Below are 22,458 nucleotides of genomic sequence, written 5' to 3' on the forward strand. Positions count from 1 at the left end.
CGCGCTATCTCTCGCCTGCCTCGTACACGCAATTCTCCTTGCCCGTAACATCATCCTTTCACGGCTCCGCTGGTCATCGCGCCGAGGATCAGCCGCTGCAGGGAGAGGAAAGCGACGATGGCGGGAACCACCGAGATCAGGCAGGCAGCCGCTAGCAATTGCACGGAGGAGTCCGTCTGCATGCCTTTGAAGTTGAAGATGCCGACGCCGATCGGCATCAAGTTGTTCTGGGTCAGCAGGAGGAACGGCACCAGGAATTGCGACCAGCCGGCAATCACCGTGATGATGAACACCGAAGCGATGCCCGGCCCCGAGAGCGGAAGGATGATGCGCCAGAACACCGAAAAGCGATTGCAGCCGTCGATCATCGCGGCCTCGTCAAGGCTCCTCGGAATGCCATCCACGGCGCTCTTCAGCAGCCACGTCGCCAGCGGCACGCCGAGCGCGATATAGACCATGACCACGGCGAAATGAGTGTCGAGCAAGCCAAGCTTGTTCATGTAGCGGTAGAGCGGCACCATGATCACCAGCGGTGAAATCATCTGGAACAGCAGAAGCCCCATCATCGAGAGGCCCTTGCCGCGAAAATGAAAGCGCGAAAACGCGTAGGCCGCCGGCAAAGCGACGATCAGGACGCCGAGGCCGCTCAGCGACGCGAGCTTCAGGCCATTCCAAAGGTAGATCGGGAAGTAGCTGTTGGTGAGCACCGAGACAAAATTGTCGATGGTCGGGTTCTTCGGGATATAGCGGGCAACGCCGAGATAGATCTCCCGCCGACCGCGCAGGGCAAGCGATAGCAGATAGGATAATGGCCCCGCGAAAAACACGAACATGATCAGCATGAAGATATAGCTGACGACATCGCCCCAGCGGCTGCCTGTTCTCATACTCATGTTTCTTCCTCCTTCGGCAGGAACGAGGCGTAAACGAAGGCGAGCCCGAGGCTGATGAACAGCATCAGCACCGACAGCACACTGCCGCCTGAAAGATCGTAATTGCGGAAGACGATGTTGAAGACGTAGAGCGATATGACCTCGGTCGCCCGGCCAGGCCCGCCACCCGTCAACGTGATGATCGCGTCGAAGGTATTGAGCGTCATGATGGTGATCAGGATCATGTTGACGAGGATCGCGGCACGCAGTTGCGGCAGGGTTATGAAGATCAATTGCTGTGTTGAGGTTGCGCCATCTACTTCTGCCGCCTCGTACAGCGACGGATCGACTGCCTTCAGCGCCGCATACATCACCACCATCGAGAAGGCCGTGCCGCGCCAGACATTGGAGAGCAGCGCCGACCAGGGCGCGATCGCCGGATCGGAGAGCCAGGCCACCGGCGGAATGTGCATCATGCGCAGGATACTGTTAAGGGCGCCATAAGGCGCTTCGCTGAACAGCATCTGCCAGATGATGCCGCCGGCAATGCCGGGTACGACCCAGGCGACGAGCGCGGTCGTGCGCAGGATGGTCGTGCCGAACAATCCGCGTTTTTCGCCGCGAATGACGACAACCGCAACCGCCAGGCCGAGGATCTGCTGGCCGACCACGCTGCCGCCGACGAAGATCAGCGTCGCCCACAGAATATCGGGCAGTTGCGGTGAGTTGATTGCGTTCTTGATTGAATCCAGCGTGTAGCTCGAATTCTCGCCGATCAACGTCGCGTTGGTCAGCGACAGCCGGAAAACGTCGAGCACCGGGTAAAGGTAGAATACGCCGATGACCAGGATGACAGGCATGATCCATGGAAGCGGCGCGCCGGCAAAATCACGCGGAAAGAACCCGCGTTTTCGGCCTGTTGGGACCTCCATTGCAATTGGGCTCATCTGCTCTCTCTGTCCAAATGTTTCAAATGGACGTTGGCGGCGCTACCGATGTTGGAGCGCCGCCCCCGATCATCTTTCGGCTGGAGCATCCGGCTTTCGCGGTGGTTCACCCTACAGGCGACCGAGATGCTCCGGAATCAAAAGAGTAGGGCGATCGTTGCGCACTCAATTGAGCATGCGGTGCTCTAAAGACGCTTATAGGCCTCCATCGTCGCATTGAACGCAGCGTTCAAGGCATCTTCCGGCGACTTGGTGCCGGACAGGACGTCGCCCATCATGATCTGAATCTGATTGGAGATTTCGGGATAGATCGGCGCGCCCGGTCGGGCCTGGCCGTTGGCGAGCGCGGCCGCGAACGTCTTGTTCGCATCGGTTGCAAAGACCGGATATTTGTCGAACAGCGATTTGCGCGTCGGCAATTGCTGCTGCAAAGCGTTGCCCGGCCCCATATAGACCTCGCGCGCCAGATTGGCGCACATCTCGACCTTTTCCTTGTCCTTGCTGAAGGAGGCGATCGTCCAGCCTCCGGTGCCGGTCGAGCGCTTGTCCGCCGTCGGACCCGGGATCGGCGAGAAGGTCCATTTGTTGAACTCGTCTTCGTCGAGGGTCGTCTTCAACTGGGCATATTGCCAATTGCCGCCGATGAACAGGGCGGTGGTGCCGGCTGCAGCCGCGGCGTTCAGGTCGTCATAATTGCCGATCGTCGTGACGCGCTTCGGCGCCGCGCCGGTATCGACAAGGTCCTTATAATAGGTCAGCGCTTTCAGGAACTTTTCCTTGTTGTCGCCTTCGCCGAAGACCGGCTTGCCGCTGTCGTCCACCAGCTTGCCACCAAGAGCCCAGTAATTCGCCAGCCAGTCGAAGGTAGAGCCTTCATAGCGGGAGGCATTGAAGAGAACGCCTTCCATGCCCTGATCCTTGGAGGCAAGGGCGGCTTTCTTCAGATCGTCCCAGGTCTGCGGCGCGTCGGGAACGATCGACTTGTTGCGATAGAGAACGCGCAAGTCCGTATCCCACCACCAGGCACGGATGGTTCCGTCCTTGTCGGTTATGCCATTGCGAATGAAGGGGAAGAGATCGGCAATTTCGTCCTTGCTGAAATAGGGTGAGAAGTCGGCAAGCACATGGTTGATCATGAATTGCGATAGCACGAAGGAGTCGACCGCCGCACAATCCGGCGCATTGCCGGCCTTTGCCTGTTCGAGCATTTTCGCCTGTTCGGTGCCGATATCGGCAGACATGAACTGCATCTGCAGCTTCCAGTCCGGATATTTCTTGATGAAGTCCACGAACAATTGCTTGTAGCCATCGGCAATCTTCGGATCGGCATTGTTCGGACTGTCATTCGTCAGGCGGACAACCAAAGACTTCGGAGCATTCTCCAACCCGATCCTGTCTTTTGTCGCCAACTCCTGGGCATAGCCGGACTGCACTGCAAATAGCATCGTGCTCAGCGCCAGGGCGCTGACAATTGACTTCATCATGATGGGTCTCCTCCCCCATTTTGGCGAATACAGCAGGTTTGACCTGTTGACCTATCCTCATTTCCGTGCTGCATTGATTAGATTAAGTTACTTTGTTTTGATGTCAAGCCGGAACTAGGAGGAGCGGAAAATGGCGATCTTTGCGAAGACATAGCGCCCGGCGACATTGTTCAAGCGTCACGTCATCAACTTCTGAACGGCGAAGTAGAAATTGTTTTGCCGCAATCATCTGTGGGTTCGAGCTTAAATGCTCGGTCACGGAGAGATGATCCTATGGGAGGGTAATATGCGCTTACTTATTCTCGGCACCGGCGGAATGGCCGATAAACATGCTTCGAGTTTCAAGGCGATCGAGGGCGTGAGCGTTGTCGGCGGCGTCGACATCGTGCCCGAGCGGCTGGCGGCCTTCTGCAGCCTGCATGGCATACCCAATCATTTCGGCTCTCTCGAGGAAGCGCTTGCCTGGGGGGAGTTTGATGCAGTCGCCAATGTCACTCCGGACCGCGTCCATCATCCCACCACCATGCAGGCGATTGCGGCCGGCAAGCATGTCTTCTGCGAAAAGCCGCTCGCGACCGATGCCATCAAGGCAATGGAGATGGCGGAAGCGATGGAGAAATCAGGCAAGGTCGGCATGGTGAATTTCACCTATCGCAACTCGCCTGCCCTGCAGAAAGGCCGGCAGATGGTGCTTGCCGGCGAGATCGGCGCCGTGCGCCATGTCGAGGCGTCGCATCTGCAGAGTTGGCTGGTCGGCAAGGCCTGGGGCGATTGGAAGACGGAAAGCAAGTGGCTGTGGCGCCTGAGCAAGAAACACGGCTCCAACGGCGCGCTGGGCGACATCGGCATCCACATCGTCGATTTCACCTCTTACGGCTCTGGGCTCGACGTCGCGCATGTCTTCGGCCGGCTGAAGACCTTCACCAAGGCGCCGGGCGACAAGATCGACGAATATGATCTCGATGCCAATGACAGCTTCACCATGAATGTCGACTTCACGTCAGGCGCAATCGGGACGATTCAGGCAACCCGCACGGCGGCGGGCCAGCTCGATCAGTTGAGATTGCGTGTCTATGGCGAGACAGGCTCGATCGAAATGATCTATGACACGGGCAAATCGACCCTCCGCGCCTGCCTCGGCGACGACGTCCATACCGCCACATGGCGCGATATCCCGTTCGACCCGGTGGAAACTAATTATCAGCGCTTTGTCCAGGCCGTGAGGGCTGGCAAGACGCAGGAGCCCTCCTTCCGCCGCGCCGCCAATATCCAAAAGGTGCTCGATAAGGCGCTCGCCTCCGATCTCAGCCATAGGGACGAACAGGTCGCATAACCAGCGACGTGCCCAGTCAAAAACCGGCCGGGCACCCCGTTTATCCCGCCGATGGCGATGGCAACAGAGCGTCGAAGAAGGGCAGCAGCGCAGCGCCGATGGCAATCCCGCCGCCGTCAAAGCTTGCCGGCCTGATGGGCGAGATCCATGGCGTAATGAATGGGCGAATGGTCGTATTGCGGCGCTCGATCGACATCTGATGGATCAGTGCCTCGATAATGCCGCGCGGCAGATCACCGCCGATAAGAATTGCGCCCGGGGCGAGGAACCCTGCCGTCGCGACAATGGCGTCGAGCAGATGACCGGCAGCATTTTTCACCCAATCCAAAACGGAAGTCGACATCGGCAATTCCTTTCCGGCCAGAAGCGCCGCGAACTCCTCCGCCGACAGGCAGGCCTGTAGTGCATGCAGACCAACGATGCTGTCGAGCCGCACATGGTCCGGACCTGTCCGCATCGCACCGATGCTGCCCGCCCGGCCATGCACGCCGGCAAAGGGCACGCCGCGCACGAGAAGCGCCGCCTCCACCGTATGGTCGATGATGATCATCACCAGGCCGCCCTCGGGCATCGGTGCGCCGATGGTGCGCTCGGCAAGCACCGCCGCCACGCAATCGCGCTCGACCAGGACGCGGAGCGGCCGCGAATCAAGCGCTATCTGCTCAAGGCTGACCTCCTCCGCCGATGGGGCGGCAATGCCTATGCCAAGCACGCGAGGCGCCGCCGTTTTGCCGGCAAGAAGATCGCGTGCCGCCCTTTCAAGGCTGGCCGGCAGCTCGATCGTCTGGTCGAGCTGCGTCCGCTCTCGGATCTGGCCGCTGAGGTCGATCAGCACGGCTTCCGGGCAGGCCCCGCCCAGCCGGACGCCGATCGAGAAGGCGCCATCCGGATTGAGTGCAAATTCCGTGGACGAAGCCCCCTTAGCCGCATCCCTGCGCCGCCTGGATGTGATGAGGCCGTCATCGCTCAGCCGGCGCAATATATTGGTGATGCCCGGCCCGCTCAGTCCGGTCCGCTGTCCCAGCTCGAGCCTCGTCAACGGACCGTAGCGGCGAATGGCTTCGAGGATGACGCGGAAATTCCGGTCGGCGATCTCAGTCGAGCGAAGGCCCACCTTCTTAGATGCCGCCGGCACGTTAGGTCCGACGCGCGCGCGCCCTTGCACATCTGACCGGGAGTGCCGCATGAACCCTCTTCTTCGTCACACTTCGACGCATGATATCACCGATGCCTTTTATCATCGGAACATCTCTTGTCGAGGCGCAGCAAAAGGCTCACCGAAGGCTGATAACCTTAGCGGCTAAGCCGGGCGCAATAGCGCCCAGCTTTGATAGCAAAGGAATTGTTCAGCTCGCGATTGCGAGCTTGTCCTGCGTCTTGGTTTCAAAATCGCTGGCGTCATGGCGCTCATGCAGTTGGCTTGAGGGCTCACCGGATACCCGGTTGATCATCCGCCCGCGTTTGACTGCCGGCCGTTCGAAGATTGCATCGGCCCAACGCTGGACATTCTTGTAGTCCTCGACCTGAAGGAACTCGGCCGCACCGTATTGCCAGCCCTTGACCAGACCGCCATACCAGGGCCAAACGGCCATGTCGGCGATCGTGTATTCCTTACCGCTGAGATATTCGCTTTCGGCAAGGCGGCGATCCAGCACGTCGAGCTGGCGCTTCACCTCCATGGCAAAGCGGTCGATCGCATATTCGATCTTCGTCGGCGCGTAGGCGTAGAAGTGGCCGAAGCCGCCGCCGAGATAGGGTGCGCTTCCCATCTGCCAGAACAGCCATGAAAAACATTCGGCGCGCACGGCGGGGTCGGTCGGCAGGAAGGCGCCGAATTTTTCGGCGAGATAGGTCAGGATGGAACCGGACTCGAAGACGCGAATCGGCGTCGGGCCGCTGCGATCCACCAGGGCCGGAATTTTTGAATTGGGATTGACCCCCACGAAGCCGCTTCCGAATTGATCACCCTCGCCGATCTTGATCAGCCAGGCGTCATATTCCGCGCCGCTGTGGCCGAGCGCCAGCAGCTCTTCCAGCATGATCGTGACTTTCACACCGTTCGGCGTTGCGAGCGAATAAAGCTGAAGAGGATGGCGGCCGACCGGCAGATCCTTGTCGTGGGTCGGTCCAGCGATCGGACGGTTGATATTCGCGAACTGGCCTCCATTCGCCTTGTTCCAAGTCCAGATTTTCGGCGGCGTGTAGTCGGAAGAACCGGTCATGCTCAAACTCCTGATATTTGACAGGGACGTACAATCGATATGGCGTCGATAGGCTGTAGCACCTAGCAGAGGTAACGATGTTTTGTCAGGGGCGAGAATGCCACTTCACGCAACAGTGAGACAATTATCTAACTGAGCGTTGAGATTTTTGGTGGCTGGATTGTCAAGGATGACAATGGGCGCCTGCGCCCTTGAGGACAGCAGACACCATTAAAGCGCATGATCTAGCGCAGTTGCGCGCTGCGGAAGTACTTACGTGCAGAACAGAAAAAGGCCCGGAGGGAAACCGGGCCTTCTCCCTTTTCTGATCGGAGGTCAAATTCAGATCAGATTAGAAGCTACGCTCGAAGCGGAGGATACCAGCCCACTGATCTTCGTTGATCGAATCCCAGTTGGTGTAGGTGACTTCCGGCTCGATGAGCAGGTTCTTAACCGGGTTGAACTTCAGGTTCGTCGTAGCGGAGAAGATCTTCGAGTCGGTATAAGCGACCTGGAAGTTCCACTTCAGCTTTTCGTTGATCGGAACGCTTGCGCCGCCCCAAACTGCCCAGTCGCCCCAGCCGATACCGGAAGCGTCGCCGCCACCGTTCGCGCCAGCGTACTTGTTCAGCTTGTCGCCGTCGGTGTTCCAGCCGCCCATGACGAAGGCAGAGAAGACGCCGAAGTCGGCATCGACACGAGCCTTGATAGCGCCTTCTTCGACGATGGAGTCATAACCACCGACGACCTTGAAGGACCATGCGCCAGCCTTGTAGCCAGCACCGGCAACGACGTCCGGAGCGTAGTGATCCGAGCTGTCTTCGCCGTTGGAGCCGGTTGCGCCAACGCCGGAATTGGTGTCTTCCACCGAGATCACAGCCGTGAAGCCGTTGCCGGCGTCGTAGTTGTAGGTGATCTGGTTGAGTTCGTACGGACCGTCATAGACCACGTCGTCGTTGATGACGTCGCCGGCGTAACCGGTGAATACGTTGAACTGCGAGTCTTCCTTACCGATGGTGAAACCACCGAGGCTGATGCTGCCGTGGAGGAAGTTGGTGCTCGTGGAGCCGCCTTCCTGCCAATCCCAACGCAGTTCCGTGTTGGTCTTCAGCGGACCGTATTCGGTGTCGGTAGCCGTCTGAAGCTGCAGCTCGGCGCGGGTGTGCCAGAGCGTGCCACGAACGTTGTTCGGGTTGTAAGCGTCGTACCATTCACCTTCGGTACGAACCTTGCCGCCGATCTTGAGGCAGGTTTCGGTGCCCGGAATGAAGAAGTAGCCAGCGCCGTATGCGTCGCAGATGCGAACGTATTCGAGCGGCTCCGGTTCAGCAGCGACGACAGCGTCAGCCGCGTGAGCGCCGGAAACTGCTGCAAGCGCAGCAGCGGAGCCGAGAAGAAGGCTCTTGATGTTCATTTTGTCTCCAATCTGTGTGCCTGATCGGAACGACCCGGAGATTATCCGTTACGTTCATTCATCCGGCTGTTCCCTTTGAATCGAAAGTTCGTGAACTTCCGGGCGCACGATAGCCAGAGAAGCTCCGTAGCCAACACAATATTTTGATAAATCCATGGGAATACGCTGACATAAACCTGTCATAGATGCAGAAATGCATCAGTAAATTAAGAATAACTGAATATATAATGCCAAATATGCCGGTAGAAATATTCAGAAACATACGCACTGTACGTATAATTATAGATATTGTACTTACAATACTTATCAATAGCGCCCATATTGTAAGGCGATATTATCATTTTTCCGTCAAGTTATTGCACAAAATGATTTCTCTGGGCTGCAAAAGCGTCGCCGATACTGCCTCCATGGGTTGTCAGGAATGAATGCTGCCACGACCGGCGCAGGCGCCAAGCGCTGAACTTTTCGGAAAACAAGCGGTCACCAATAAGGGGCGTCACAGCCCTCAGGCATAAGCGCAAGCTTACAAATAGCAGGAGGCACCAACTTTCGCCTGCCCTAGCCGCCGGGACATGGCGGACTAAGCGCCGAGAATCTGGTCGATGAGGGAATTGGGTAAAAGCGTCCGGCATCTATGCGCGAGCCGGCAGAGGAAGGACCTCCGGCAGAGGCCCTTCCGGTAGGATTAATCGAGAATTTTGACAACCTTGCGCGTTTTCGGCTGGATGATGACACGCTGATGGTTGACGACGGCATAGGCGTAAGTCGGGTTATCCGGAACCGGCGTTACGACAACGGTCTCGGGGAGCGGCTGACCGACGACGACTCTTTCTTGTACTACGGCTTCAGCCGGAGGCATCGGCTGCTCTTGCACATAGGTGACAACCTTCTGTGGCGGCGGATCGATGGCGGTACCGACAATAGCGCCCGCAACACCACCGACTGCCGCACCCACCGGGCCACCGACAACTGCTCCGGTAACCGCGCCACCCGCGGCCCCAGTGACCATCGAGGACTGCGCAAAGGCTGAACCAGCGAGAAGGCCGAAGGCGGCCGCTGCTGAAACGATGAGTTTCGTATTCATAGCATTCTCCTTTCCTTTTCGGCTCATGTGAGCTGGAAGGGGAATGACTACTGCATCCGAAAGTTCCTTTGCGGAGTTGCCTGCAATTATCACAAGTTGCGCCACGGCGATAGAATTCGTGAGAGGTCCGTCGGTGACGGCATCTGCGATTCTATTTGTTGTCATCGTCGCCGGTCGCCAGTGGGACGACCAGACCGAGCTTGACGTCTCGCAAGACTACATTGGTATGCATGCGTCGGATCTGCGGGTTTTCTGCCATGATCAGCGCAGCGATGTCGTCATAGTGTTCGACGTCCCGAGCCGTGATGATGGCAATGAGATCAACTGCGCCCGTGACATAATAGACCTGTTGGATGTGATCCTGCTTCTCCGCCCAAAGGCGGAACTTCGCAAGCGCATCGTAATTATCCCGCTCGATTTCCATCCCGGTGATGAATACCATGGGGGTGCCGGTCGCCTTGCGGTCAACCACGGCGACTTCCGCTTTGATGATCCCCTCCTCGCGCAGGCGTTTCAGGCGCCGTTGCACGGCCGAGGTCGAAAGCCCCACCCTTTCGGCGATGGTTTCTGCCGTTAGCTGGCAATTGCGCTGGATGATATCGAGAATATCGCGATCAAAGCGATCCAGTTTTTCCATCCTACCCCCAGACCGTGGTCGTGAATTGCCCGGCAATACCGGCATTCTGTCACATTTGATGCATATGAAACAAATTTCTGCATATATTATGCAAATCAATCAGAATTTGCGCGCAAAAACGGCACATATACGCGATATTCTCCGCAAATTATTTTTACTCGGAACCGCGTATGACAGAACCGCCTCTCCAAGCCCTTCATGTGGATGATCTTCACAAGAGCTTTGGTCCCCATGAAGTCCTCAAAGGCGTTTCGACGAAAGCCAAAAAAGGCGATGTGATTTCGATCATCGGTTCGTCAGGCTCCGGAAAGAGCACCTTTCTGCGCTGCATCAATTTGCTGGAAATACCGGATCGCGGCCGCATCGTCGTGAACGGCGAGGAAATCGCTTTAAAGCGCAGCCGCGGCGGCCAGGTGCAGCCGACGAACTGGCGGCAAGTTGAGCGGCTGCGCACCGGTCTCGGCATGGTCTTCCAAAGCTTCAATCTCTGGGCACACCGAACCGTACTCGAAAACATCATCGAAGCGCCGGTCCATGTCATGGGCGTTGCCCGCCGCGAGGCCATCGAAAAGGCGGAAGCCCTGCTCGAAAAAGTCGGACTTTACGAAAAGCGCCACGCTTACCCCGCCTTCCTTTCCGGCGGCCAGCAGCAGCGAGCCGCCATTGCCCGGGCGCTTTGTGTCGATCCCGCTGTCATGCTGTTCGACGAGCCGACGTCGGCACTCGATCCCGAGCTGGTCGGCGAGGTGCTGAAGGTCATCCGCGACCTCGCGGAAGAGGGCCGAACCATGCTGCTCGTCACCCATGAGATGCGCTTTGCCCGTGACGTCTCCAGTCATGTTCTCTTTCTGCATCAAGGACGGGTCGAAGAAGAGGGTCCGCCGCGGCAGATCTTCGATGCCCCCTTGAGTGCCCGCTGCCGGGAATTCACCGGCGCACTCAGCCACTGATCCCTCCCCGCTTTCACAAACAACAACATTAGGAGAATCCAAAGAATGAAACTGCCCCTGCTTCTTGCCGGCGCCATGCTTGCCGTTTCTGCCTTTACGGCTCAGGCCGACGTTCGTTTCGGCATTATGAACGAATCCTATCCGCCCTTCTTCGCCAAGGATGCCTCCGGCCAGTGGCAAGGCTGGGAAATCGACCTGATGAATGCCGTCTGCGATCAGATGAAGGAAAAATGCTCGATCGTCGAACTCTCCTGGGATGGCCTCATTCCAGCCCTGCAGAGCAAGAAGTTCGACGTGATCTGGTCGTCGATGTCGAACACCGTGGAACGCTCGAAAATCATCGACTTCACCGATAAATATTACAACACGCCAAGCACCCTGATCGGCCCGAAAGACCAGAAGCCCGGCGCAACCGCCGACGATGTGAAGGGCAAGACCATCGGCATTCAGGTTTCGACCATTCAGTCCGACTACTTCAATAAGTACTTTGCCAAAGTCGCGGATCAGAAAACCTATCAGACCCTGGACGAGGCATTCCAGGATCTCGCCGCCGGCCGCATCGATTATGTTTTCGGCGATTCGCTGGCTCTTGATGCCTTCCTGAAGAGTGATGCCGGCAAGGATTGCTGCGCCAAGATGGGCGACGTCGCCGACGACAAGGAAATTCTCGGAGCGGGCGTTTCCGGTGGTTTGCGTAAGGAAGATACCGACCTGAAAGCCAAGCTCAATGCCGCGATCGCCGCGATCCGTGCCAGCGGCAAGTACGACGAAATCACCAAGAAGTATTTCGACTTCGACATCTACGGCGCAAAGTAAGCGATCTCGACGATGGCGGCCGCTCCACAAGGTATCTTCGACCTGCTCTCTCCCTATCCGCCCGGGTGGGGTGGTGTGCTGCTCGTGGGTGCGGCCTCCACGATCGCCATCTCCGCCGGCGCGTTTATAATCGGCCTCCTGCTCGGGGTCGGAGGCGCGCTTGGCAAGCTTTCCGGCAACAGGCCGCTCGGCCTGTTGCTCAATCTTTATACGACAGCGGTCCGCGCCATTCCGGAATTGATTCTGATCGTGGGGCTCTATTATGCCGGAATGGATGGCCTGAACCGGCTCTTGGCTGCGCTCAATCTGCCTGCGATCGAAGTGAACGGCTTCGTCGTCGCCGTCGTCGTGCTCGGCATCGTGCAGGGCGCCTACATGACGGAAGTGCTGCGCGGCGCGATCCTCGCAATCCCCGCCGGTCAGATCGACGCAGCGAAGGCCTTCGGCATGGGGCCGATGCTGCGTTTCCGCCGCGTCATCCTGCCGGCACTCTTGCCGAATGCACTGCCGGGCCTTGCCAATCTGTGGAACTCGATCACCAAGGACAGCGCGCTGGTCGCCGTCGTCGGCTATCAGGAACTGGCGCTCGCCACGCGCCTCGCCGGCGCGAGCACCAAGCATTATTTCATCTTCTTCCTGGCCTCCGCCTTTCTCTATCTCGCCCTCACGCTCGCCTCCAATGTCGTCTTCAATCTGATCGAGCGCCATGTGCGGCGCGGTCAGCCGAAACCTGCCTGAGGAGCGAACGGCATGACCTTCTCATGGATAGCCTCCTATTGGCCGCTTCTCTTGACGGGCGCTGCGCAGACGGTGGCGCTGCTGGTGATCTCGGTCGTCTTCGGCTTCATTATCGCTATCGGCCTTGCCTTTGCGCAGGTGAGCGGCGGTCCGCTGACGCAACTTCTCGCCCGAAGCTACTGCACCTTCTTCCGCGGCACGCCTCTGCTCATCCAGCTCTGGCTTCTCTATTACGGCGTCGGTTCGCTACTGCCGATGATCCCCGGTATCCGTCAGAGCCTGTTCTGGCCGATCTTGCGCGAGGGCTTCTTCTTTGCCGCCCTGAGCTTTACGCTGAACTATGCTGCCTACGAGGCGGAGGTGTTGCGAGGTGCACTGCTCGCAGTGCCGAAGGGGGAGTTGGAAGCAGGCCGTGCATTTGGGATGCGACCCTTCACGCTGACCCGGCGCATCTGGCTGCCGCGCGCCATTCGCATCGCCTTGCCGACGATCGGCGGCGAAATCGTCATGCAGCTCAAGGCGACACCACTCGCCTTCACCGTCACGGTGATGGATCTCTACGCTGTCGCCAGCAAGGTGCGTCAGGACACGCTGCTGGTCTACGAGCCGCTGATCGTCGTTACCGTCTTCTATCTCATTCTCACCGCCATTATCGCACGAGCCTTCCGCCACTTGGAGGCGCAGGTGCCGGTGCGGCGTTAGCACGCAGGAAGGTCATGCCTTTGCGCAGACCCGACGCATTTACGGAGACCCTACCCATGAGCAAACTTCATATTCTCGACGGCGGCATGAGCCGCGAACTCCTGCGCCTCGGGGCCGAACTGAAGCAGCCGGAATGGTCGGCATTGGCGCTGATCAATTCCCCGGACATCATTCGAAAGGTCCATGAGGAATTCATCGCTGCCGGCTCTGATGTCGTCACCACCAACAGCTATGCCCTGGTACCCTTTCACATCGGCGAGGAACGGTTTCAGAAGGACGGTGCGTCGCTGATCAGGCTCTCGGGCCAATTGGCGCGCGAAGCCGCCGATGCCATCAGCGATCGGAAAATTCTGGTTGCCGGTTCGCTGCCGCCGATCTTTGGCTCCTATGAGCCGCAGAACTTCGATCCTTCGCGGGTGCAGGACTATCTCAAGGTGCTGGTTGAAAATCTAGCGCCCTATGTGGACGTATGGCTTGGCGAGACCCTCAGCCTGATCGCCGAGGGAGAAGCCGTACGCACCGCGGTTGCCGCAACGGGGAAGCCATTCTGGATCTCGTTCACGCTGGCCGATGACGAGGCACAGGTCAAAGGCGGCGAACCGAAGCTGCGCTCCGGCGAACGGGTGGAAGATGCGGCGATCTGGGCGGTCTCGTCCGGCGCGAAGGCTCTCTTGTTCAACTGCAGCAAGCCGGAAGTGATGCAGGCGGCGGTCGAAACAGCGGCTCGCGTGTTCAAAGATAAAGGCTCTGCGCTCGAGATCGGCGTCTATGCCAATGCTTTTGAAGGCGAACAAGGTGATTCGGCGGCCAATGAGGGCCTCCATGATACCCGCGAGGATATGACCAGCGACACCTATTCGCGCTTCGCCTGCTCATGGGCAGAAGCTGGTGCGACCATGATCGGCGGCTGCTGCGGCATCGGAGCAGAGCATATCCACCGGCTGACAAGGGCGCTCCTGCGCTGAAACTCGCTGCGCAACGACCAGAATCAGCTCGTCTTGCTCTATGATCCGACCGCAAGCGGCGACAAATTCACGCGGCGATGGAACAATTCGCCCCTGCGGATGTTGAACCGTCAGTTGGCAGGCGCGCGCACTGACCAACTGTCTCCAAGCCGAGCCCGTCGTTGGTAGCGCCCCTGCCAGCGGCGGGTTTTCTCCGGGCACCACAGACATTACCCGGAGCTGGAACCTGCGGTGGCCGGACAAAAGCCGTCATTCAAACATCCTAACCGGACGACGTGGATCAGCGTCCTTGAGATATCGGGAACAGTTGCTGTTAAAACCGGTCGGCGCGCTTAGGTTTAGCTGGATATTCAGCCTTGAGTAGTATAAAATTAGCAAGCGGACAAGTTTCCCCGACGCTTGGGCGCGCTCAGTGAGCCGTTATGCGGTCTCCCGGCTCTACCTTGCCCCACAAGGTAGAGCCGCTTCTCTATTCCACGAGCAGGAATGCTGATGGCAATGGGACGCTCAGGTGGCTTTCAGCCGAAATAGCCTTCCAGATTGAAAACTATTCGAAGAAGTGCCGCCGTCCCTCGTCATCATTTCGCGGAAACCGCAACGTTTCAGCAATCACAGACGTCATAGTCAGCTATAAGCAGCATAGGCCGCAATGATCGCCGCAATTTGCTCAGAGTCCAATGCCTGTGCCTGGGTTGTCGTGATAGCGTATAGCTGCTCGCTGGAGAGCACGGAAATATCAGAGGTTGATAGTCCTTTTATGCCTCGGGTGCTGATGGCTTCGATTTGCTCGGTCGACAACGCCTCGATATCCGTCGACGACAGAGCACCGATCTCCGCCGAGGTCAGGGCGGCGATCTGCGTACTCGACAATGCACCGATCTGCGCTGTCGATAGCACCGCGACCTGACTGGTGGTCAGAGCCGCGATCGAGGCTGACGCCAGCGCGGCAATCTGCGTTGTGGAGAGTGCGGCCACGGCGACGGTGCTCAGAGCCGCAACCTGCTTCAGACTTAAGGCGCCCATCTGCGTCGAACTCAAGACGTCGATCTGCTGGGTCGTGAGCGCAGCAATCTGGCTGGATGTCAGAGCCGCGATCTGCGCCGTCTTCAAGGCGGCGATCGTGCTGGTGGTGAGCAACGCGACATTATCGGTGGAGAGCTTCGACAGAGCGACCGAGCTGAGGGCTCCAATTTGGCTGCTCGACAGCGCCGCGATATCCTCGGTCGAAAGGGCACCAACCTCAGCGGCAGAGAGAGCGGCAATCTGCGTCGTCGTCAACGCACCGATCTGTGTCGTCGATAGCGCGGCAATCTCATCGGTGGTCAGCCCCGCGATCGAGGCGGTCTTCAGCGCGGCAATTTGCGTGGTCGAGAGCGCGGCCACAGCCTCGGTGCTCAGAGATGCAACCTGCTTAAGGCTCAAGGCGCCGATCTGTGTCGAACTCAAAACCTCGACCTGACCGGTCGTAAGCGCCGCGATCTGGCTCGATGTCAGCGCAGCGATCTGGGCCGTCTTCAAACCAGCGATCGTGCTGGTGGTGAGCAATGCGACATTACTGGTAGAGAGTTTCGACAGAGCGACGGAGCTGAGGGCTCCGATTTGGCTGCTCGACAGCGCTGCAATATCCGCAGACGAAAGAGCACTGGCCTCTGTGGCAGAGAGAGCCGCGATCTGCGTCGTCGTCAACGCGCCGATCTGTGTTGTCGACAGCGCCGCGATCTGACTGGTGGTCAGGGCCGCGATGGAGGCTGACTTCAGTGAAGCGATTTGCGTGGTCGACAGCGCAGCCACGGCGACAGTGCTCAGAGACGCGACCTGCCTCAGACTCAAGGCGCCCATCTGTGTGGAACTCAAAACGTCGATCTGACTGGTTGTGAGCGCAGCGATCTGGCTGGAGGTCAACGCCGCGATCTGTGCCGTCTTCAAAGCGGCAATCGCGCTGGTGGTGAGCAACGCGACATTACTCGTCGTGAGCTTCGACAGCGCGGACGAGCTGATTGCCCCGATCTGGCTGCTCGACAGCGCCGCAATATCCGCCGAGGAAAGGGCGCCGACCTCTGTCGCAGAGAGAGCTGCGATCTGCGTGGTGGAGAGTGCAGCGATCTGCGTTGTCGACAGCGCCGCGATCTCACTGGTGGTCAGACCCACGATCGCAGCAGTCTTCAGCGCGGCAATTTGCGTGGTGGAGAGTGCAGCAACGGCGGCGGTGCTCAGAGATGCAACCTGCTTCAAGCTCAAAGCGCCGATCTGCGTCGAACTCAAAACGTCGACCTGATTGGTCGTAAGCGCAGCGATCTGGCTGGACGTCAGGGCGGCGATCTGCGCCGTCTTCAACGCGGCGATCGTGCTGGTGGTGAGCAATGCGACATTATCGGTGGAAAGCTTCGAGAGGGCGACGGAGCTGATGGCGCCGATCTGGCTGCTCGACAGTGTCGCGATATCCTCGGTCGAAAGGGCACTGACCTCTGTGGCAGAGAGAGCCGCGATCTGCGTCGTCGTCAATGCAGCGATCTGCGTCGTCGACAGCGCCGCAATCTCACTGGTAGTCAGACCCGCAATCGAGGCAGACTTCAGTGAAGCGATTTGTTCGGTCGACAGTGCGGCCACAGCCTCGGTGCTTAGAGCCGCAACCTGCTTCAGACTCAAGGCGCCGATCTGTGTAGAACTCAAAACGTCGATCTGCTTGGTCGTGAGCGCAGCGATCTGGCTGGATGTCAGTGCCGCGATCTGCGCCGTCTTCAAGGCGGCGATCGTGCCGGTGCTGAGCAACGCGACATTATCGGTGGAGAGCTTTGACAAAGAGGACGAGCTGATGGCCCCGATTTGGCTGCTCGACAGCGCTGCGATATCCTCCGTCGAAAGGGCGCCGACCTCTGTCGCAGAGAGAGCGGCGATCTGCGTCGTCGTCAATGAACTGATCTGCGTCGTCGACAGCCCTGCGACCTGAGTGGTGGTCAGCGCCCTCACTTCGACCGTGGAGAGGCCTCCAATTTGGACCGATGAAAGAACCGCCAGTTGATCCAGCCCCAAGCCCACAATGGCGCTCGGCGAGATGGCCTTCATTTGTTTCGTCGAGAGAACAGCAATGTCTTCCGTACTCAACACGGCGATCTGCGTTGAGGTAAGCGCGTTGATTTGGCTAGTACCCATCGCCGCGACGTCGTCTGTGGTCAGAGCAGCGATCGTGGCGGTGGAGAGAGACCGGATTGCACTGGCGGACAGAGAGGAAATGATTGAAGTCATAAACGAGCGTTCCAAATGTTAGCTTGATCACGCCTTGCTTGTCCGCCCAATCAAGCCGCCACAGCGGCTTTCGGATAGTGGGCTGCGACGCTGGCAGAGGCGCAGGAATAAACGCAACTGCGAACTAGCTGACTGCTTTTAATTTCATGGTGCCCGCGCTACTCGCTAGGATGTTTCTTACAAGTATCCGTAGCAGTGGCACCTGATCCGAAGCTTGCGCGAGGCGCGGTCATCGATTGCGTGGTTCTCATGGAAGAACGCGGCACCGGGATCGCCAGCCCCGATCGGGGCTGGCGTTTAATTTCGCGACAGAGACAGCAGCCCGAAGGCCCGTGGGCGCTTTAGCTGCCTGTTACGGCTGCTTGCGAACTGACCCAACGACCAGTCGACCGGCGCTTCCGTCGGACAGTTTCACCTTCCCCCATCCGGACATGAGGTCCGGCGCTCTCGTGACCTCGGCCTGGCCTGTGCGACCGTCCGAGCATTTGACCGGAAGAGTGACTGTCGGGCGCCGATCCTTGGGATCGTAGGTGCCGGAACATTTCACAGAATGGCGCGACGATTGAACCGAGAAACGTCCGCCTTCGCGCGAGGCTATCGTGGAGCCTTTGAACGTCTCGCCAGAGTCCATTTTCGCTGAAACCGGAAGAACTATGTCGCCTTGTCCATGGCTCTGCGGCTTCAGCGGGGCCGAACCGGCGATCCTCAAGGCCTTCATGATGCTTGGAGCCATGAGGTGACCCTGGACAAATTGAACGTAATCCTCGTAGGGGATGGCTCCCTTCGCGTAAGCGGTGAGGACGCGGCGACAGAACTCAAGACGGACATTGGCCTCTGAAACGCCCATCAGTTTCGCAAGTTTCTGTTGCGCGTCCGGGTTGATGCCACCGTGGCTGCATGCCTGGATGTTCCAGTTGAGAACAGTGGCATCGCTCAGTTGATTTCGATCATATTCATACCCGCCCTTGGTAGTGACCGGTCCGGCGCTGGCGGACGCAGAAAGAGTCGCCACAGTGATAGCCACCAGAATCATAAGCTTTTTCATTCCGAACCTTTTCTCAAAGTATGCCTAGCGCGCATCGCTCTCGGATGAGATTTCAACGACGGGCAAAAACAGATATTTTAGAATTCGACGTTCCGGCCCCGACTTTGACCGTGGCCGCCACTATTCCTTTAAGTTGTTTCTATTTCAACTTGTTCCACCCATTTTATCCCCTTATGCGGGCATTAATTTTCGAAGTTAGATCGAGATTTTCGGCTCATCGGAGACCATCCCCCTTTCCGGTCCAGCCGCTGCGTCTGAGACGCTTTGAGCATCCAGGAGAGATCGACGCGCCATCATGATAAACGGGTAGGAAAGTTTGCCGCAGAACCATCGGCGACTGGACAAGCCCGCCGGATATAGGCAAACCGATATCATGTTCGCCACATCCTGACGCCCTCGATCAGGCGAAGATCATAGGCGCCACATTTCGCGGAGTGCAAAATGACAAAACCGACCTATTTCGCGCCGAAAGGCGGCTCTCCGGCGCAGACTGACCTTCTGACCGGCCGCGCGGTCTTTACCGAAGCCTATGCTGTGATCCCCAAGGGTGTGATGATGGACATCGTCACGAGCTATTTGCCTTTCTGGGAAGGAACACGCCTTTGGGTGCTCTCCCGCCCGCTCTCCGGCTTCGCGGAAACCTTCTCGCAGTACATCATGGAGGTCGCCCCAGGCGGCGGCAGTGAGACGCCGGAATCGGATCCGCACGCCGAAGGAGTGATCTTCGTTTTGGAAGGAGAGGTGACGATCGAGTTGGGGGGAGACGTTCATGTGCTCCATCCCGGCGGCTACGCCTTCTTGCCACCCTCGAGCGGTTGGCAACTTCGCAATCATGGATCGGTCGCCACGCGATTCCACTGGATTCGCAAGGCCTATGAGACCGTTCCGGGCCTGGACGCGCCAGAGCCAATTTTCATCAATGAGCAGGAAATTGCACCAACGCCAATGCCTGGGACGGACGGGAAATGGGCAACCACCCGCTTCGTCGATCCACTAGACCTGCGCCATGACATGCACGTCACGATCGTTACCTTCGAACCTGGCGCCGTCATCCCGTTTGCGGAAACCCATGTAATGGAGCATGGTCTCTATGTACTCGAGGGCAAAGCGGTTTATCGGCTGAACCAGGATTGGGTCGAAGTCGAGGCTGGCGATTTCATGTGGCTACGCGCCTTCTGCCCTCAGGCCTGCTATGCTGGAGGGCCGGGGAAATTCCGCTACCTGCTTTATAAGGACGTCAATCGCCATATGAAGCTGTCCCGATAACAAGGCTGGCATGTGATATCAGGACCTTAAGGATCCGCGAGGAGGCCGTCATGCATTTGAAAGACGCAACATTATTCCGGCAGGCCGCATTGGTCGGCGGCGACTGGATCGAGGCAGGGGACAACGCAATCAAGGTCGACAATCCGGCGACCGGTGAGATCATCGGCCGCGTTCCCAATCTGGGCGCTGCCGAGACCAAAAAGGCGATTGCCGCGGCCGAAGCTGCCCAGAAGGAATGGGCCGCCCGCACCGCCAAGGAACGCTCCAGCATCCTCAAGCGCTGGTTCGAGCTGATGATGGAAAACCAGGATGATCTCGGCCGCATCCTGACGGCCGAACAGGGCAAGCCGCTCCCCGAGGCCAAGGGCGAGATCGCCTATGGCGCCAGCTTCATCGAATGGTTTGCCGAAGAAGCCCGTCGCGTCTATGGCGACATCATTCCCGGCCACCAGAAAGACAAGCGCATTCTGGTGATGAAGCAGCCGATCGGCGTGGTTGCGGCGATCACTCCCTGGAACTTCCCGAATGCGATGATCACCCGCAAGGCCGGTCCTGCCTTTGCCGCCGGCTGCGCCATGGTGTTGAAGCCGGCCTCGCAGACGCCGTTTTCGGCGATCGCGATTGCGGTCCTTGCCGAACGCGCCGGTCTTCCCAAGGGCTTGTTCAGTGTATTGACCGGCTCGGCCCGCGCCATCGGCGGCGAGATGACCGCAAGCCCGGTCGTGCGCAAGCTGACCTTCACCGGCTCGACGGAAGTCGGCGCCGAGCTCTACAGGCAGAGCGCGCCGACTATCAAGAAACTCGGCCTGGAGCTCGGCGGCAATGCGCCCTTCATCGTGTTTGACGATGCCGATCTCGATGCCGCCGTCGAAGGTGCGTTGATCGCCAAGTTCCGCAACAATGGCCAGACCTGCGTCTGTGCCAACCGTCTCTATGTGCAGGACGGTGTCTATGACGCGTTCGCTGAGAAGCTCTCCAAGGCCGTCGGCGCACTGAAGACCGGCAATGGTTTCGACGAAGGCATCAATCTCGGCCCGCTGATCGACGAAGCAGCCCTTGCCAAGGTCGAGGAGCATGTCGCCGATGCGCTTTCCAAGGGCGGCCGCGTCGTTGCCGGCGGTCATCGCCATCCGCTCGGCGGACGCTTCTATGAGGCAACCGTGCTTGCCGACGTCACGCCGGCGATGGCTGTCGCGAAGGAAGAGACCTTCGGACCCGTGGCTCCGCTCTTCCGCTTCAAGGACGAGGCCGATGTCATTGCCCAGGCCAACGACACCGAATTCGGTCTTGCCTCCTATTTCTATGCCAAGGACCTCGCCCGCGTCTTCCGCATCGCAGAAGCGCTCGAATACGGCATGGTCGGCGTCAATACCGGCCTGATCTCGACAGCCGAAGCGCCTTTCGGCGGCGTCAAACTCTCCGGTCTCGGCCGCGAGGGATCGCGCTACGGCATCGAGGAGTTCACCGAAATCAAATATGTCTGCCTCGGCGGCGTCGTCTGAGGCCGACGCTACGCGAGGGTGATCGAGGCTTGTCGCCTCGTTCCCCTCGCCGCGACCGCAACCCGGCGTACAAGGACGGCGAGGCGGATAGCGCAAAACGGAGACGTTGCTTAATATCTTTAGGCGATCGGTCGTCCGCAATCCGCGCAAGAGAAAGTCCCTTGAACAAGAAATCACCGGTTTATCTGAATGCGCTGCGGGCTTTCGAAGCCAGTGCACGTCACGGCAGCTTTTCCGGCGCCGCGGAAGAACTCAACGTGACCGCGGCGGCCGTCGGGCAAATGGTGCGCGGGCTCGAGGACTGGCTGGGAGCTCCGCTGTTTCATCGCAGCGCTACCGGGAAAACCAGATTGACCTTGACCGAAAGCGCCGAGCGCGCGCTTCCGGATATCCGCGCCGGACTCGATCGCCTCGGGATTGGCCTGGAACGGCTTCGGGACTCCGCGACCAGCGGCATCCTCAACGTCACAGTCAGTCCGGCCTTCGCCGCCAAGTGGCTGCTTCCGCGTATCGACCGCTTCCAGGCCAGATCGCCGGACACCGATATCCGCCTTGAGACGAGCCTGAAACTCGTCGACTACAAGGCACATGGCATCGACGTGGGTGTCCGATATGGCGACGGGAACTGGCCGGGACTGATTGCGGAGAAACTGATGGATGAGGAGGTCTTTCCGGTCTGCTCACCCAGTTTCTGCGACAGGGGAAATTTGACCGCACCGCCCGATCTCATGCGAACCACGCTCATCCATGACCTCTCGGTCGATCCGGCAATCGGCTTCGTCACCTGGGACATCTGGCTGCGGGCGGCCGGTGTCCCCGAGAGCCAACCGCAGAGAGGCATGAGGATCGATAATTCCGCCGCCGTCCTTCAGGCCGCGATCGAGGGACATGGTGTCGCGCTGGCGCGCAGTATTCTGGCGTATGACGATCTGGCCGCCGGGCGGCTCCAGCGCCTGTTTCCCGGGGTAAGCGTGCCTTCAAAGCTAGCCTACTACGTGGTCTACCGTTCGGAATACGCTTCGCTGCCGAAGTTGCAGGCGTTTCGTAGTTGGCTGATCGAGGAAGCATCCACGATCCGATCCCGACAGGGATAAGTCTTCTCCCGATCGGTTCCCCGCAAGCACGACAAAGATTTCCTTTGTCGGGCGCAAGAAACTCTCATTTGTCAGGGCGGCTTTTCAGGGGCATCAAATGGCTCAAACCGCTTCTGGCCGCCGCGTAGGAGATCCGCATCTACGTCGTGGCTTGAGCCACCCGTA

The 22,458-nt window shown here is 58.8% G+C and carries 19 protein-coding genes; 9 read left to right on the forward strand and 10 right to left on the reverse strand.

What is annotated here, in order from left to right; genetic code table 11:
- Nucleotides 1–50: 50 nt before the first annotated feature.
- The 3 genes from QA648_RS28430 to QA648_RS28440 form a co-directional block, all read right to left on the reverse strand.
- Nucleotides 51–893 (reverse strand): carbohydrate ABC transporter permease, encoded by an 843-nt coding sequence (locus QA648_RS28430; RefSeq protein WP_260304285.1) that lies wholly within the window; start codon nucleotides 891–893, stop codon nucleotides 51–53.
- A complete protein-coding gene (locus QA648_RS28435; RefSeq protein ID WP_283052208.1) occupies nucleotides 890–1,819 on the reverse strand; it encodes a sugar ABC transporter permease in 930 nt (309 codons plus the stop codon). The genes QA648_RS28430 and QA648_RS28435 overlap by 4 nt, the downstream gene beginning before the upstream one ends.
- 185 nt (nucleotides 1,820–2,004) lie before the next feature.
- On the reverse strand, nucleotides 2,005–3,303 hold the full coding sequence (locus QA648_RS28440) for an extracellular solute-binding protein (RefSeq protein WP_283052210.1): 1,299 nt from the start codon (nucleotides 3,301–3,303) through the stop codon (nucleotides 2,005–2,007).
- Nucleotides 3,304–3,589: 286 nt separating this feature from the next.
- Here QA648_RS28440 and QA648_RS28445 point away from each other — a divergent pair, with 286 nt between their 5' ends.
- A complete protein-coding gene (locus tag QA648_RS28445) occupies nucleotides 3,590–4,636 on the forward strand; it encodes a Gfo/Idh/MocA family oxidoreductase (protein ID WP_283052211.1) in 1,047 nt (348 codons plus the stop codon).
- Nucleotides 4,637–4,676: 40 nt separating this feature from the next.
- On the opposite strand, the gene QA648_RS28450 is transcribed toward QA648_RS28445, so the two are convergent.
- The 5 genes from QA648_RS28450 to QA648_RS28470 all read right to left on the reverse strand — a co-directional run bounded on the left by QA648_RS28450 (nucleotide 4,677) and on the right by QA648_RS28470 (nucleotide 9,972).
- The gene (locus QA648_RS28450; protein ID WP_283052212.1) at nucleotides 4,677–5,771 is read right to left on the reverse strand and encodes an ROK family transcriptional regulator; all 1,095 of its coding nucleotides are present in this window, start codon (nucleotides 5,769–5,771) and stop codon (nucleotides 4,677–4,679) included.
- Nucleotides 5,772–5,982: 211 nt separating this feature from the next.
- Nucleotides 5,983–6,858, reverse strand: coding sequence for a glutathione-dependent disulfide-bond oxidoreductase (gene yghU / locus QA648_RS28455; protein ID WP_283052213.1), 876 nt, complete (start codon nucleotides 6,856–6,858; stop codon nucleotides 5,983–5,985).
- A 331-nt stretch (nucleotides 6,859–7,189) separates the two neighbouring features.
- Nucleotides 7,190–8,251, reverse strand: coding sequence for a porin (locus tag QA648_RS28460; RefSeq protein ID WP_260304292.1), 1,062 nt, complete (start codon nucleotides 8,249–8,251; stop codon nucleotides 7,190–7,192).
- Between the two features lie 685 nt (nucleotides 8,252–8,936).
- Nucleotides 8,937–9,335, reverse strand: coding sequence for a DUF1236 domain-containing protein (locus tag QA648_RS28465; RefSeq protein ID WP_283052215.1), 399 nt, complete (start codon nucleotides 9,333–9,335; stop codon nucleotides 8,937–8,939).
- A 151-nt stretch (nucleotides 9,336–9,486) separates the two neighbouring features.
- Nucleotides 9,487–9,972: an Lrp/AsnC family transcriptional regulator gene (locus tag QA648_RS28470; RefSeq protein ID WP_260304294.1), complete on the reverse strand. Its 486-nt coding sequence runs from the start codon at nucleotides 9,970–9,972 to the stop codon at nucleotides 9,487–9,489.
- A 170-nt stretch (nucleotides 9,973–10,142) separates the two neighbouring features.
- Here QA648_RS28470 and QA648_RS28475 point away from each other — a divergent pair, with 170 nt between their 5' ends.
- The 5 genes from QA648_RS28475 to QA648_RS28495 are packed head-to-tail and all read left to right on the forward strand — an operon-like array spanning nucleotide 10,143 to nucleotide 14,143.
- Nucleotides 10,143–10,922 (forward strand): ATP-binding cassette domain-containing protein, encoded by a 780-nt coding sequence (locus tag QA648_RS28475; RefSeq protein WP_283052216.1) that lies wholly within the window; start codon nucleotides 10,143–10,145, stop codon nucleotides 10,920–10,922.
- Between the two features lie 45 nt (nucleotides 10,923–10,967).
- On the forward strand, nucleotides 10,968–11,738 hold the full coding sequence (locus QA648_RS28480) for a transporter substrate-binding domain-containing protein (protein WP_283052218.1): 771 nt from the start codon (nucleotides 10,968–10,970) through the stop codon (nucleotides 11,736–11,738).
- 12 nt (nucleotides 11,739–11,750) lie between these two features.
- Nucleotides 11,751–12,476 carry an ABC transporter permease subunit gene (locus QA648_RS28485; protein WP_283052220.1) on the forward strand — a complete coding sequence of 242 codons (726 nt, stop codon included), beginning with the start codon at nucleotides 11,751–11,753 and terminating at the stop codon, nucleotides 12,474–12,476.
- Nucleotides 12,477–12,488: 12 nt separating this feature from the next.
- The gene (locus tag QA648_RS28490) at nucleotides 12,489–13,178 is read left to right on the forward strand and encodes an ABC transporter permease (RefSeq protein WP_283052222.1); all 690 of its coding nucleotides are present in this window, start codon (nucleotides 12,489–12,491) and stop codon (nucleotides 13,176–13,178) included.
- Nucleotides 13,179–13,234: 56 nt separating this feature from the next.
- Nucleotides 13,235–14,143 (forward strand): homocysteine S-methyltransferase family protein, encoded by a 909-nt coding sequence (locus tag QA648_RS28495; RefSeq protein ID WP_283052224.1) that lies wholly within the window; start codon nucleotides 13,235–13,237, stop codon nucleotides 14,141–14,143.
- Nucleotides 14,144–14,767: 624 nt separating this feature from the next.
- Here QA648_RS28495 and QA648_RS28500 read toward each other — a convergent pair.
- Both QA648_RS28500 and QA648_RS28505 read right to left on the reverse strand, forming a co-directional pair.
- Nucleotides 14,768–17,386, reverse strand: coding sequence for a hypothetical protein (locus QA648_RS28500; protein WP_283052225.1), 2,619 nt, complete (start codon nucleotides 17,384–17,386; stop codon nucleotides 14,768–14,770).
- Nucleotides 17,387–17,738: 352 nt separating this feature from the next.
- Entirely contained in the window at nucleotides 17,739–18,431 is a 693-nt protein-coding gene (locus tag QA648_RS28505) for a hypothetical protein (RefSeq protein WP_104827345.1), read from the reverse strand.
- A gap of 441 nt (nucleotides 18,432–18,872) precedes the next feature.
- On the opposite strand from QA648_RS28505, the gene QA648_RS28510 reads away from it, so the two are divergent.
- The 3 genes from QA648_RS28510 (at nucleotide 18,873) to gcvA (ending at nucleotide 22,293) form a co-directional block, all read left to right on the forward strand.
- Complete coding sequence (locus tag QA648_RS28510; protein WP_283052228.1) at nucleotides 18,873–19,697, forward strand: bifunctional allantoicase/(S)-ureidoglycine aminohydrolase; 825 nt, start codon at nucleotides 18,873–18,875, stop codon at nucleotides 19,695–19,697.
- A 50-nt stretch (nucleotides 19,698–19,747) separates the two neighbouring features.
- A complete protein-coding gene (gene gabD / locus QA648_RS28515) occupies nucleotides 19,748–21,199 on the forward strand; it encodes an NADP-dependent succinate-semialdehyde dehydrogenase (RefSeq protein WP_283052230.1) in 1,452 nt (483 codons plus the stop codon).
- Between the two features lie 161 nt (nucleotides 21,200–21,360).
- Entirely contained in the window at nucleotides 21,361–22,293 is a 933-nt protein-coding gene (gene gcvA, locus QA648_RS28520; protein ID WP_283052232.1) for a transcriptional regulator GcvA, read from the forward strand.
- Nucleotides 22,294–22,458: the final 165 nt, after the last annotated feature.

It is taken from the genome of Rhizobium sp. CB3171, from assembly GCF_029714265.1.
GTDB lineage: Bacteria > Pseudomonadota > Alphaproteobacteria > Rhizobiales > Rhizobiaceae > Rhizobium.

Excerpts from the sequence above, each read along its gene's own strand:
- QA648_RS28430 (WP_260304285.1), bottom strand. The coding sequence starts at position 893 with ATGAGTATGAGAACAGGCAGCCGCTGGGGCGATGTCGTCAGCTATATC.
- QA648_RS28435 (WP_283052208.1), bottom strand. The coding sequence starts at position 1,819 with ATGAGCCCAATTGCAATGGAGGTCCCAACAGGCCGAAAACGCGGGTTC.
- QA648_RS28440 (WP_283052210.1), bottom strand. The coding sequence starts at position 3,303 with ATGATGAAGTCAATTGTCAGCGCCCTGGCGCTGAGCACGATGCTATTT.
- QA648_RS28445 (WP_283052211.1), top strand. The coding sequence starts at position 3,590 with ATGCGCTTACTTATTCTCGGCACCGGCGGAATGGCCGATAAACATGCT.
- yghU (WP_283052213.1), bottom strand. The coding sequence starts at position 6,858 with ATGACCGGTTCTTCCGACTACACGCCGCCGAAAATCTGGACTTGGAAC.
- QA648_RS28460 (WP_260304292.1), bottom strand. The coding sequence starts at position 8,251 with ATGAACATCAAGAGCCTTCTTCTCGGCTCCGCTGCTGCGCTTGCAGCA.
- QA648_RS28465 (WP_283052215.1), bottom strand. The coding sequence starts at position 9,335 with ATGAATACGAAACTCATCGTTTCAGCAGCGGCCGCCTTCGGCCTTCTC.
- QA648_RS28470 (WP_260304294.1), bottom strand. The coding sequence starts at position 9,972 with ATGGAAAAACTGGATCGCTTTGATCGCGATATTCTCGATATCATCCAG.
- QA648_RS28475 (WP_283052216.1), top strand. The coding sequence starts at position 10,143 with ATGACAGAACCGCCTCTCCAAGCCCTTCATGTGGATGATCTTCACAAG.
- QA648_RS28480 (WP_283052218.1), top strand. The coding sequence starts at position 10,968 with ATGAAACTGCCCCTGCTTCTTGCCGGCGCCATGCTTGCCGTTTCTGCC.
- QA648_RS28485 (WP_283052220.1), top strand. The coding sequence starts at position 11,751 with ATGGCGGCCGCTCCACAAGGTATCTTCGACCTGCTCTCTCCCTATCCG.
- QA648_RS28490 (WP_283052222.1), top strand. The coding sequence starts at position 12,489 with ATGACCTTCTCATGGATAGCCTCCTATTGGCCGCTTCTCTTGACGGGC.
- QA648_RS28495 (WP_283052224.1), top strand. The coding sequence starts at position 13,235 with ATGAGCAAACTTCATATTCTCGACGGCGGCATGAGCCGCGAACTCCTG.
- QA648_RS28500 (WP_283052225.1), bottom strand. The coding sequence starts at position 17,386 with ATGACTTCAATCATTTCCTCTCTGTCCGCCAGTGCAATCCGGTCTCTC.
- QA648_RS28505 (WP_104827345.1), bottom strand. The coding sequence starts at position 18,431 with ATGAAAAAGCTTATGATTCTGGTGGCTATCACTGTGGCGACTCTTTCT.
- QA648_RS28510 (WP_283052228.1), top strand. The coding sequence starts at position 18,873 with ATGACAAAACCGACCTATTTCGCGCCGAAAGGCGGCTCTCCGGCGCAG.
- gabD (WP_283052230.1), top strand. The coding sequence starts at position 19,748 with ATGCATTTGAAAGACGCAACATTATTCCGGCAGGCCGCATTGGTCGGC.